The organism is Enterobacteriaceae bacterium ESL0689 (assembly GCA_029433525.1).
Taxonomy (GTDB): Bacteria; Pseudomonadota; Gammaproteobacteria; order Enterobacterales; family Enterobacteriaceae; genus JAQTIF01.
The window spans coordinates 1,826,199-1,838,568 of the sequence record JAQTIF010000001.1 but is presented as its reverse complement, the minus strand read 5'-3'; the positions used below and the strand labels follow the sequence as shown (position 1 = coordinate 1,838,568).

Below are 12,370 nucleotides of genomic sequence, written 5' to 3'. Positions count from 1 at the left end.
TAACGTTTTTGCTATTTACGCCAGCGCGACAACCATTGGTCCTAGCAAAGTAAGGAAAACATTAGCCAAAGCATAAGTAATGGCAAATGGCGTAGTGGGTACTGAATTACCGGCTTTATCCAGAACGCTACCAAAAGCAGGATTAGCACTGCGTGAACCGGCTAATGCACCGGCGAAAATAGCCGTGTTTTTATAGCGTAAAATATATTTCCCGAAAGGAATGGCCAGTAATAAAGGAACGATGGTAACCACGACACCAATTAAAAATAGCGAGATGCCACTTTTTTCAATCGTGGTGATGGCCTGTAAACCCGTTTGTAACCCCACTGCGGCAACAAAACCAGAAAGACCAAAATCTTTCAGTAAATCAGAAGCGGCAATGGGCATATTGCCAATTAACTGATGGCGGCTACGGAACCAGCCAAAGATCAGACCCGATAATAACGCGCCCCCGCCTGCGCCGAGGGTAATGGGAATACCACTGATATTGATAACGATAAGTCCAATAATCAGTCCACAAACAATCCCGAAGCCGTGATAAATCCAGTCTGTTTTCGCGCTGATCGGAATCAGATCCCCTACTTCGTGAATAATGCTGCGTAAATCACGTTCCGAACCATAAAGTGACAGGATATCTTTGGGTTCCAGTACCGTATCGCTATCCAGAGGAAGTGAATTACCATCACGCTGGATCGCCGTCAGATATACCCCGTGGGCAAGATTGATGGCGGCTCCGATATGACGGAATTGACCCAGTTTGCAATGAGCATATTTCTGGTTGTGTAGCACCACTTCCCGTGAATCCATGATCACATCCATACCGGATTCATTTTCCAGCTCGGTCCCTAATTGCGGTGCGGCAGAGACGATGGCGGCACGAGAACCAACAACCAGAATAGTATCGTTATGGATCAGTTGAGTGTCTGGCGTAATATTGATAAGGCTATTGCGCCGTTTGATACGTTCCACCGTAATACCCGGTAGTAACTGTTCCAGGTCGCCCACGGTTTGTGGGGTGGTCATATTAAGCCGGTAAACCCTGCCCACCATTTCGGGTAAGCTGCTTACCTGACCATCATGAAGAACAATCGCACCTTTCAATTGCTCCATTTCAGCTTTTACCGCATCATCGCGAATACCGTTTTTCATAAAATAAGGCAGTATATTGACACAGATAATAATGGTGCCTAACGAGCCAAATATATATGTCACGGCGTAGCCAACCGCCACGTTACCTTGTAAAGTTTTAACTTCATCCGCTGATAATCCCAGGTGAGTCAGCGCATCGCTGGCCGTTCCGATAATCGCAGATTGTGTTAATCCTCCTGCGGCCAGCCCAGCGGCTAACCCTTTATCAATATGGAACCATTTCGCCATTACGATGACAGTAATCAGGCCAGCAATCGCGATAAACAGTGCCAGAAATATTTCGCGCAGAGTTTTGACGCCCAGCGATCGGAAAAATTGAGGCCCACTTTGAAAACCGACAGCATAAATAAATAGCGCAAAGAGTAAGGCTTCAATGCCGCTATCCAGCGATACGCCGAAGAGGCTGAATACCACCGCCGCTATCAATGATCCCGCGACTCCCCCCAGCTGAAATTTACCAAACTTAATTCTGCCTAATAAATAGCCACATGCAACTGAGAGGAAGAGTAATATTTCAGGGGAGTGCTGTAGTTCTTTTTGAATCCAGCTCAACATATCAATACCCCTCTGAGAACATCAGCAACTCATCCGCTGTGATGCTGGTTATTTTTGTTGTCATACGATATGTATCAAAGGGATAGATACTATTGGTCGTGCAACTCATAAACCGTCTCCTTTACAATTTATCGCGTTATCGCGGGTGATAGCCGTTTCCGCTCATCAATGTATTGATGACAAAACAAGCAACTTCATGGCGAAACAGATTCGATGAACATCACAAATCATTAATATCAACACCCGGTATCGATCGCTTAAATGTTTGTTTTTTGTTAAAAATAACTAACAATACATCTGATTATCTCACCGGCTTAGCCGGGAATAACCCTCATTACGTTATTGAATTACTGGCTCCTGAGAAGTGAAATTACAGGCTGAGTAACGCGGAAATCGTACGAATTACCAGATAGGGTATAGTACATGACGGGAAAAGAGACAAATTTACCCCTGAGCGATTTGGCGACAATAAAAGGTGATTTATCGGCGGAGACAAAAGAAACAAATTGATAACATTAACAAAACAAATAGTCAGTGGATGTTGCTTTCTGGCGTCATCTGCCTGTGGTCAATATCACGATACCTGAACGCATTCTGGTTGCGAATCCCGAAAGGCTGTGATGTTATAGCGCAGCTAACCATCACCACCAACAGACAGCGTACCCATTACAGCTGTTTTACTAAGAATGCGGAGCAGGAGGCAATGAAATATTTTCTGATGGGCGTTTCTTTTATTCTTATTATTTGGCTGGGAACGTTTGTTATGATGATTGAATAAAAGCGGGCTTCATCCGGTGACTGAGGTAGCGCTTCTGATGTCAGTCAGCGCAATGAAACCACGGTATACAGGGAGAGATGAACGCTTCTGGCGTCCGCCTGCGTCAGAATGTGAGAACAGCTGACCGCAGACAGGTTACCCGACACGTTCCATCACCGGAAAGGACATTAAAGACGCTGGCCCAGCAGCTGTCGCAGATAGGCGCCGGCACCTAACAGACCGGGGTTATCGTGAATGATCAGATAGACCGGAATATCCCTGACAAAGGATTTGAAACGCCCTTTATCCTCAAAACCATAGCGGAAATCAGAAGATTTAAAAAATTCAAGAAAGCGAGGAATAATCCCGCCAGCAATATACACACCGCCAAAGGTCGCCAGATTCAGCGCAAGATTACCACCAAAGCGTCCCATTATCACACAGAACAGGGAGAGTGCCCGGCGGCAATCCGCACAACGATTTGCCAGCGCACGTGCGGTAATATCTTTGGGCTGAAGTTTTTCTGGCACACGGTTCTCTGACTGCACGATAGCCCGATACAGATTCACTAATCCAGGCCCCGATAATATCCGTTCGGCGGAGACGTGTCCTAATTCTGCACGCAACGTGTTGAGGATGATGCACTCTTCTTCGCTATTCGCGGCGAAATCAACATGTCCCCCCTCCCCCGGCAAACTAATCCAGCGTTGATTAACCGACACCAGATGGGCAACACCCAGGCCGGTTCCGGCACCATAGACCGCTACCGGCTTGCCCGGCACGGGCTCCTTGCCGCCTAGCTGAATCAGATCCTCAGCTTGTAACATCGGAACAGCCATTGAAACAGCGGTAAAGTCATTGATAACTTCAAGATGAGAAAAGCCAAGATTTTTTTTCATCGTGGCAATAGAAAAGGCCCAGCTATGATTAGTCATCGCCACCCAGTCATCGGCAATCGGACAGGCAATCGCAATACATGCCGCTTTAATTTCGACATGCTGCTCCTGCAGATAGACCTCAATCACCGCTTCCAGACTGGGATAATCGAGTCCGTAATAGGTTTTGACAGCGGAGATTTTACCACTGGTCATTTCACATAATGCCAGTCGGGCATGGGTTCCGCCAACGTCTCCCACTAACGCAAATTTTGTCATTTCGCTATGGCTCCAGTAAAAGGCACACGGTCAATATAGAGAGTTACGCAAAAACAGTCGTTACCTGACAAGTTATATCATGTTTTATGGCAGCACCGTGTGGTAATCGCCAGACAGCAAATCAACGGATAAATTCATCTATCATTCCCATAGCGTACCGATCAGCAGCCAGCCATTCAGTGCAATCACAATAACCACGATCACCCATCCGGTGCGTTTTATCCATCGCGTATTGACTAAATCTCCCATCAGTCGGGCATCGCTGGTAAAGAGGAGTAACGGCACCAGTGCCAGCGCAATACCAAAACTCAGCAACACCTGACTCATCACCAGAATACGGGTGGGTTCCAGTCCCATCATGATGACGATAAACGATGGCAACATGGTCACCAGACGCCGTACCCAGAGGGGGATATGAAAATGAATAAATCCCTGCATCACCACCTGTCCCGCCAGTGTCCCGACAACGGTTGATGATAAACCGGCGGCGACCAGGCTGAGGCCAAATATCACGGCGGCGGCCTGACCTAATAATGGTTCCAGGGTGACATACGCTTCATCGAGATCGGCGATACCGGTATGGCCATGAAAATGAAAAGCGGCAGCCGCAGTGGCCATCATCGCCAGATTAACAAAGCCCGCAATCGTCATCGCAATGGAGACATCCCAGCGAGTCGCATGGTAGCGCTCTTTCCGTGTGCCATGAGGCAGGCTCTGTGTCAGTGATGAGTGTAAATAGATAACATGCGGCATAATGGTGGCGCCGAGCACGCCAGCCGCCAGAAACACCGCCTCACCATTGGGTAAAACGGGAACAATCATCCCTTCTGTCAACGGCAGTAAGGCCGGTTGCGAAAAAACCAGTTCTGCAATATAAGCGGCTGCCACAAATAACAATAATCCGCCGATCACTTTTTCCAGTAGTTTTTGTTTTCTTAGCTGCAACATCAAGATGAGATAAGTGGCTATCGCGGTTAATACCGTTCCCTGAAGCAGGGACACGCCGAGGATCAGTTTGAAGCCTATCGCTGCACCAATAAATTCAGCAAGATCGGTCGCCATCGCGATAATTTCTGCCTGTACCCAGTAAAACCATACTACGGGGCGCGGATAATGATCACGGATCTGCTCAGCAAGATTTTTACCGGTTGCGATCCCCAGTTTGGCAGAGAGTAGCTGAATCAACATTGCCATCAGATTGGCCCATACCACCACCCACAATAGCTGATATCCGAAGCTGGCACCGGCCTGAATATTAGTAGCAAAGTTACCGGGATCGATATAACCGATAGCCGCAATGAATGCAGGCCCGATCAAAGCGAGTTTTACTTTACGTGCCGCACGAGCACCACTTTTGTCGATGCCACTACTTGTCATATTCCGCCCCTAAATATAGCCTTTGCTATGTCTCATATTAGCAAAATGAGAATTATTATCAAGTATGTTTAGCGCTGATAATCATCATTGCTTTAACATACGGTTCGATAACGGTTAACAATAAAACATATATCAATTATGAAATAATTTATTAATATTAAATTATCATATGCGGTGATAGATTCATCCGATGATGAGTGATTAACAAAATGACATTACGCAATAATATTATTTGTTCTCGTTTTCTCTGCTTTTGTTACATAGAATATGCACAGATGTTTAACCCGCCTCATTTCTGGAGCAAATATGGACCGCGTCCTGCATTTTATTCTCGCGCTCGTCGTCATCACTGTCCTCGCCCTTTTGGTCAGTAAAAATCGTAGAAAAATTCGTATTCGCTATATTATTCAACTCGTTGTGATAGAGATATTCTTAGCATGGTTCTTCCTCAACTCTGACACTGGCGAGGGTTTTGTGAAAGGCTTTGCCGCTATGTTCGGGAAGCTGCTCAGTTTTGCCAATGTGGGAACCGACTTTGTATTCGGCAATATGAATGCTCAGGGGCTGGCATCCTTTTTCCTGAAAGTGCTCTGCCCGATCATTTTTATCTCCGCCTTGATTGGTATTTTGCAATATATCCGCATTCTGCCGCTCATTATTCGCGCTATTGGTACTGTGCTGTCTAAAGTGAATGGGATGGGTAAACTGGAGTCCTTTAATGCGGTCAGCTCGCTGATCCTCGGACAGTCAGAAAACTTTATCGCCTATAAAGATTTCCTTGGAAAAATGTCGCGTGATCGGATCTACACCCTGTCAGCCACCGCCATGTCAACGGTTTCGATGTCAATCGTCGGCGCGTATATGGAGATGCTGCAACCGAAATACGTCGTCGCAGCGCTGATTCTGAATATGTTCAGCACCTTTATTATTCTGTCACTGATCAACCCGTATCAGGTGGATGAAAGCAAAGACAATATGCATATGTCTAACCCGCATGAGGGACAAAGCTTCTTTGAAATGCTGGGAGAATACATTCTGGCTGGCTTTAAAGTGGCTGTGATTGTCTCGGCGATGCTGATCGGTTTTATCGCCTTGATCGCCGCACTTAATGCACTATTTGCGACTGTTACTGGCTGGTTTGGCTACAGTCTCTCCTTCCAGGGAATGCTGGGATATATCTTCTATCCTGTTGCCTGGGTGATGGGAATACCCGCCAGTGAAGCATTACAGGTGGGCAGTATTATGGCCACTAAGCTGGTTTCCAATGAATTTGTCGCCATGCTGGATCTGCAAAAAACGGCCGATATGCTCTCACCACGTTCAGTCGGTATTCTTTCCATCTTTCTGGTCTCCTTTGCTAATTTCTCCTCTATCGGGATTATTGCTGGTGCACTGAAAGGACTGAATGAAGAACAGGGCAATGTGGTATCGCGTTTTGGCTTAAAACTGGTCTATGGTTCGACACTGGTCAGTATTCTTTCTGCTTCTATCGCTGCCTTAGTGCTGTAAATCAGAGAGATGATACGGCCCGGTTATCCGGGCCGTCAGTGTTACTCTTTCAGGCTACCGCCATTGGTGGCGATAACTTGTTTGTACCAGTCAAAACTCTTCTTCTTTTTGCGTGCCAGCGTGCCTTTTCCCTGATCATCACGATCAACATAAATAAAGCCGTAACGTTTAGACATTTCCGCTTTTGAAGCGCTCACCAGGTCAATAGGCCCCCAGGTGGTAAAGCCCCATAGTTCCACGCCGTCATCAATGGCTTCCCGCACCTGAACCAGGTGATCATTGAGGTAGCTGATCCGGTAATCATCGTTAATCGTTCCGTCCGCTTCTACTTTATCTTTTGCCCCGAGGCCATTTTCGACAATAAACAACGGTTTTTGATAACGATCCCATAGCTCATTAAGCAGTGTACGCAGACCTAATGGATCGATCTGCCAGCCCCATTCCGAACTGGCCAGATGAGGATTAGGCACCATGCTGAGAATATTCGCTCGCGCTTGTTGATTCAGCTTTTCATCGGCGGTGACACAGCCGGTCATATAATAGCTAAAGGAGACAAAATCTACCGTCTCTTTCAGCGCCGCGCGATCAGCGTCAGTTATTTTTATCTCAATGCCCTGATCGCGGAAATAACGCAGCATATAGCCTGGATAGTTACCACGGCACTGTACGTCGCCAAAGAATAACCAGCTGCGGTTTTGCTGCAGGGTTTCAAACACATCTTCCGGTTTACAGCTGAGTGGATACATCAAGCCGCCGAGCAGCATATTACCGATTTTACCTTCCGGAACAATCTCATGGCAGGCTTTTACTGCCATTGCGCTGGCCACCAGCTGATGGTGTATGGCCTGATAAATCTCCGCTTTACTGCTCCCTTCCGACAGACCAACCCCGGTCAACGGCGCATGTAAAGACATATTGATTTCATTAAAAGTCAGCCATAATTTGACCTGATCTTTATAACGTTCGAACACCGTTCTGGCATACCGATCAAAGAAATCAATCACCTGACGGTTACCCCATCCGCCATAACGTTTTACCAGCGACCACGGCATTTCATAATGCGAAAGCGTGACCAGCGGGGTAATGTTATAACGCGCCATTTCAGCAAACAGTCGATCATAAAACTGCAATCCTGCTTCATTCGGCTGATCATTATCACCATCAGGAAAGATGCGTGTCCAGGCAATGGACACCCGCAGGCAACGAAACCCCATTTCTGCAAACAAGCGGATATCTTCGGGATAACGATGATAAAAATCGATAGCAATATCTTTAATGCCACTATCGCCCGCTACACGCTCAACGACACCGCCAAAAATACCTTGCGGTTGCACGTCGGAGGTTGATAAACCTTTGCCATCTTCCAGGTAAGCGCCTTCCACCTGGTTTGCCGCCACTGCGCCACCCCATAAAAACTTCTCCGGGAATCTCTTCATCTTTCTCTCCTGTGATTAATGGCTAACAGACAATAGCAACTGACCCGCGTCGACCCGATCCGTCGGGACAATATCGACCGCCTGATAATCATCGCTATTGCTAATAATAATGGGCGTTACCAGCTGATAACCGGCATCCAGAATAGCCTGCCGATCAAACTCAAGCAGTAAATCACCCGCCTTGATCTTATCGCCTTCTTTGACATAGGCAGTAAACGGAGCACCATCAAGCTTCACGGTATCAATTCCCACATGAATCAATAGCTCTATACCGCTATCGCTAAGCAGGGCAATCGCATGTTTCGTCGGGAATAATGATGCCACTTCGCCAGAGAAGGGGGCAATAACCTTGCCAACAGCAGGAACTATCGCCACCCCTTTGCCTAAAATACCGCTGGCAAAGGTATTATCAGGAACCTGATCCAGCGCCAGTACACTACCGCTCATCGGTGCCAGAATCTCACCTTCTGATGGCGGAGTCACCGGCTCGTCCGATACCACTTTCTGTTTTGTTGAGGATAATCCGACAAAAAAAGTTAATGTGCAGGAGATGACCAGTGCCACAATCATCCCGATGACCGCACCCCATACTGTGATATCAATGCCATGCTCTGGACTGATCATTTGAGCCAGGGTGAAGATATTGGCAAAACCAAAAGAGTAAACACGGCTCTTACACCAGCCGACAATAGCACCGCCTATCGCCCCAGCCAGACAGCCGAAGATAAAAGGACGGCGTAAAGGCAGATTCAAACCATAAATAGCCGGTTCTGTAATACCAAAAATCCCGGCAGATATCGCTGATCCCGCCAGCACTTTCTGCTGTGGATCGCGGGTGCGTAGAAAGATCCCCAGCGCCGCCCCCACCTGCCCCGTGACTGCGGGTAACAGCATGGGCAGCATCGTGTCATAGCCCAGCACGGATATGTTGTTTACCATCAATGGCACCAGTCCCCAGTGCAGACCAAAAATAACACATACCTGCCATAATGCGCCCATAGCAGCCCCCGCTAACCACGGTGCCACTGAATAAATCAGTTGATAACCATTCGCCAGCAACTGACTTAACCACGTTGCCACCGGACCAATCACCAGAAAGGTCAATGGTACGACGATCATCAGGCAAAATAGTGGGGTAAAGAAGTTTTTCATTGCCGAAGGCAACAGTGCATTACTCTTTCTTTCCAGCCAGCAGCTGGCCCATGAGGCAAGAATAATCGGGATGACAGAGGAGCTGTAATTGATAAAAGTCAGCGGGATCCCGAGAAAATACGCTACCGGTGCGCCTGGCACCTGGCTGGCTTCAAAGGCGCTAATCATCGTCGGATAGGTTAACGCCCCACCAATCACCATCGTGATAAAGGGATTACCGCCAAATTTTTTGCCGGCGGTATAACCCAAAAATATGGGGAAAAAATAGAACAGGGCATCACTGGCCGCAAACCAGATTTTATAAGTCGCCTGGTTGTCGCTCAGCCAGCCACAAACCAGCGCCAGCGCCAGCAATCCTTTAAGGATCCCCGATGCGGCCAGCACGCCAATAAACGGAGTAAAAATGGCGGATAAAATATCAATCAGTTTGCTAAACAAGGGGACTTTTTCCGCTTTTTCAGCCATCGGCGGTGGTTCGTCATCGCTCAAGCCCGCTTCATGGCACACAGCTAGCCAGACATCATGAACATGGTTGCCAATCACTACCTGAAACTGGCCACCACTTTCCACCACCATGATGACACCGGGATTCGCTTTCAGCCCTTCAGCATCGGCTTTTTTATTATTTTTAAGATTAAAACGAAGTCGTGTTGCGCAGTGAACCAGGCTCACAATATTTTCTTTTCCGCCAACCCGACGAATAATATCCTGCGCGAGTGCGTTATATTCCATACTTTCCTCTACTCCCGCTGCTCATGGCAACTGTGTGACAAGGTGTAAAAATAAAAAAACCCGAGAACAACACCGACTGGCGTTTTTCTCAGGTTTTGCCTGCTTGATGCAGTAACAATCCCGGATTGATTTATCAGGGATGAGAGTCCGACCCATCAGGCCCTGGGCAGTGCCCGAAATCCTCATGTATTCCAGCTACGCTGCCATTTTACCACGCTGTCCGTCCGGACTGGCTGGGTGAGATGGACTCTTAATCTCCCTCTTTTCTCACCCGTTCAATATGGATAGCGAGAAACATAATTTCTTCTGTCGTCAGCAATCGCTGATAATTTTTCTGCAGGTAACAGGCAACACTCTCTGCACAATCCCATGCCTGAGGATAGTTGTCTTTGACAACACTGTGCATCGTTGTATCGTCATCCTTAACCACTGTACGGGTTAGCATGCGCTGAGCAAAAAACTTCAGATGCGTGACAAATCGCTGGTAACTCAGTGAGTCCTCATCATACTCCAGCCGTAACCGATACTTCACCAGTTGCAGGATCTCCTGCATCACCCGTGTTATATGCATGACTTCCGGCATTTCACTATTAAGTTGTGCCGTCACCAGATGCAGCGCAATAAATCCGGCTTCATCTTCAGCGAGCTCAACCCCCAGTCGATGGGCAATGATCTCACGCGCGGCCTGCCCCAGCGAAAACTCCTTAGGATAGAGTCGTTTAATTTCCCACAATAATACGTTACGGATCATCATGCCGTTTTTTTGCCGTTCAATGGCAAAATGACAGTGATCCGTCAGGGTAATGTACAGGCTCTCCTGGAGTTTACCTAACCGCTCACGCGCCAGAACAATAATCTGATCACAGGTTGTCATCACTTCCAGTGGTATTTGATCGAGTAACTCCCCTAAACGCCTCACCAGTTCATCGCTCTGCAGCGCAAAAATTTTTTCAATTTTGCTGCTATCGAGTAAATCGCCGACACGTTTCTGAAAAGCGAGCCCTCTCCCCATCACTACCTGTTCACGCCGCTGTTCATCCAGAACAACCACCACATTATTATTAAGAACTTTGGCGATTTGCATATGCGCCCCAAAACAAAAAACCTGATCTCCGACAAACGCCGATAAATCAGGTTTTGCCTGCCGATACAGTCGCAATCCAGTATTAGCACTGTAACAATTTCATTCGCTACCTCAACCGGGTAAGCGGGAAAATGTGATGAAGATCGCAGCTAACCGATGATTTGTATAACACAAACCAAAAGCATTGCCGAATCGCACCGACTGAAAGTTGGGTTTTATCCCGGTAAAGCAGGGGATTGACTGTCATGCCACAAAGCGCAACACGGTAATAAAAAGGGAAAATAAAAGATGCGACAGGGATTGGTGGAGCTAAGCGGGATCGAACCGCTGACCTCTTGCATGCCATGCAAGCGCTCTCCCAGCTGAGCTATAGCCCCACGAAATGAACCTGCAAACCAACTCTGATGGGAACAGAGTTTGGTGGAGCTAAGCGGGATCGAACCGCTGACCTCTTGCATGCCATGCAAGCGCTCTCCCAGCTGAGCTATAGCCCCGAATTACAGGCGTACCTTAATTGGACGGGCGGCATAATATGAATTCCGCCATCAGGTGTCAACGGCAAAATCCATCACCAGTCATTAAGCGGCGAAAAAGAAAGCAATATCTATAGATTGCGAACTTTATCGCAATCAGGTATTAAACATATCACGCTTTCCTGTAAAAGGATGCTATAACATAGAAAACTAATTCCAGTAAAATGACTCAGGAAATTGTCTGTATGCTCAAGGAACGAATGACACCTGAAGAAATTGCACATCTTACCGGCTTCAGTCGGCAAACGATCAATAAATGGGCGCGTAAGGAGGGGTGGAAAACCTCACTGCGGCCTGGTGTGCAGGGTGGTAAGGCTCACCTTATCCATATCAATGAACAGGTCAGGGAATTTATCCGTAACGCACAACATGTCGCTGAATCCATGCCTGTTTATCAGGCTACTCAGGCTGATCTGCCGCCTTTGCTCACAACGCTGATAAAAGAGCTCACAGCTGATGAGCAAAAACAGTTAATTTCACTGCTTCTGCGTGAAGGTATTCGCGGAGTACTTCAGCGTCTTGGCATTAGAAATCAATAATAATATGATGAAATTAAAAGATAAAATGACTGCTGTCGAGCTGGCAAAATGTCTTGGCGTGACCAGACAAACCATTAACCGTTGGATCCGGGAGCAGGCATGGCGTACTGAAAAGATCCCCGGAGTAAAAGGAGGTCGTGCCAGATATATCATTATTGATAAATCGGTACGCGATTATCTCGCCAATGCGCCGAAGATCGACCTGTTACCCACTGATTCACAATTAGCGGAGCCGACGGCTCACTATTTTGTTAATGACGCAGATATCATCTGGCGAAAGATTACCGCAATCCTGCATGCTATGAACGCAGAGGAGCTACAGGGATTATGGGATTTTCTGGCGCGCGAAGGACTGAAAGGCTTTTTATCACGGCTGGATATTCATCAGTAAAC

General features: G+C 47.3%; 8 protein-coding genes, 2 tRNA genes and 1 pseudogene. 3 read left to right on the top strand and 8 right to left on the bottom strand.

Annotated features, from left to right (window positions below):
• Positions 1-15: 15 nt before the first annotated feature.
• The 3 genes from aspT to PT300_08845 all read right to left on the bottom strand — a co-directional run bounded on the left by aspT (position 16) and on the right by PT300_08845 (position 4,992).
• Positions 16-1,704: an aspartate-alanine antiporter gene (gene aspT / locus PT300_08855; protein MDF7680685.1), complete on the bottom strand. Its 1,689-nt coding sequence runs from the start codon at positions 1,702-1,704 to the stop codon at positions 16-18.
• Between the two features lie 945 nt (positions 1,705-2,649).
• Entirely contained in the window at positions 2,650-3,615 is a 966-nt protein-coding gene (gene glk, locus PT300_08850; GenBank protein MDF7680684.1) for a glucokinase, read from the bottom strand.
• A gap of 141 nt (positions 3,616-3,756) precedes the next feature.
• Positions 3,757-4,992, bottom strand: coding sequence for an Nramp family divalent metal transporter (locus PT300_08845; GenBank protein MDF7680683.1), 1,236 nt, complete (start codon positions 4,990-4,992; stop codon positions 3,757-3,759).
• Positions 4,993-5,298: 306 nt separating this feature from the next.
• Between PT300_08845 and PT300_08840 the strand changes: the two genes are divergently transcribed.
• Complete coding sequence (locus PT300_08840) at positions 5,299-6,501, top strand: NupC/NupG family nucleoside CNT transporter (protein ID MDF7680682.1); 1,203 nt, start codon at positions 5,299-5,301, stop codon at positions 6,499-6,501.
• A gap of 41 nt (positions 6,502-6,542) precedes the next feature.
• On the opposite strand, the gene ascB is transcribed toward PT300_08840, so the two are convergent.
• The 5 genes and pseudogenes from ascB to PT300_08815 all read right to left on the bottom strand — a co-directional run bounded on the left by ascB (position 6,543) and on the right by PT300_08815 (position 11,399).
• Positions 6,543-7,937, bottom strand: a complete 1,395-nt coding sequence (gene ascB / locus PT300_08835) for a 6-phospho-beta-glucosidase (GenBank protein MDF7680681.1) — start codon at positions 7,935-7,937, stop codon at positions 6,543-6,545.
• A gap of 15 nt (positions 7,938-7,952) precedes the next feature.
• Positions 7,953-9,929: pseudogene (gene bglF / locus PT300_08830) on the bottom strand (PTS beta-glucoside transporter subunit IIABC).
• Positions 9,930-10,071: 142 nt separating this feature from the next.
• Positions 10,072-10,905, bottom strand: a complete 834-nt coding sequence (gene bglG, locus PT300_08825) for a transcriptional antiterminator BglG (protein ID MDF7680680.1) — start codon at positions 10,903-10,905, stop codon at positions 10,072-10,074.
• A gap of 301 nt (positions 10,906-11,206) precedes the next feature.
• Positions 11,207-11,282, bottom strand: a tRNA-Ala gene (locus PT300_08820).
• Positions 11,283-11,323: 41 nt separating this feature from the next.
• Positions 11,324-11,399: transfer RNA gene (locus PT300_08815), tRNA-Ala, on the bottom strand.
• Positions 11,400-11,623: 224 nt separating this feature from the next.
• On the opposite strand from PT300_08815, the gene PT300_08810 reads away from it, so the two are divergent.
• Positions 11,624-11,977 (top strand): putative DNA-binding transcriptional regulator, encoded by a 354-nt coding sequence (locus PT300_08810; protein ID MDF7680679.1) that lies wholly within the window; start codon positions 11,624-11,626, stop codon positions 11,975-11,977.
• Positions 11,978-11,981: 4 nt separating this feature from the next.
• Positions 11,982-12,368 (top strand): putative DNA-binding transcriptional regulator, encoded by a 387-nt coding sequence (locus PT300_08805; GenBank protein ID MDF7680678.1) that lies wholly within the window; start codon positions 11,982-11,984, stop codon positions 12,366-12,368.
• Positions 12,369-12,370 lie beyond the last annotated feature (2 nt).

Coding starts and splice junctions, on each gene's coding strand:
- aspT (MDF7680685.1), bottom strand. CDS start 1,704: ATGTTGAGCTGGATTCAAAAAGAACTACAGCACTCCCCTGAAATATTA.
- glk (MDF7680684.1), bottom strand. CDS start 3,615: ATGACAAAATTTGCGTTAGTGGGAGACGTTGGCGGAACCCATGCCCGA.
- PT300_08845 (MDF7680683.1), bottom strand. CDS start 4,992: ATGACAAGTAGTGGCATCGACAAAAGTGGTGCTCGTGCGGCACGTAAA.
- PT300_08840 (MDF7680682.1), top strand. CDS start 5,299: ATGGACCGCGTCCTGCATTTTATTCTCGCGCTCGTCGTCATCACTGTC.
- ascB (MDF7680681.1), bottom strand. CDS start 7,937: ATGAAGAGATTCCCGGAGAAGTTTTTATGGGGTGGCGCAGTGGCGGCA.
- bglG (MDF7680680.1), bottom strand. CDS start 10,905: ATGCAAATCGCCAAAGTTCTTAATAATAATGTGGTGGTTGTTCTGGAT.
- PT300_08810 (MDF7680679.1), top strand. CDS start 11,624: ATGCTCAAGGAACGAATGACACCTGAAGAAATTGCACATCTTACCGGC.
- PT300_08805 (MDF7680678.1), top strand. CDS start 11,982: ATGATGAAATTAAAAGATAAAATGACTGCTGTCGAGCTGGCAAAATGT.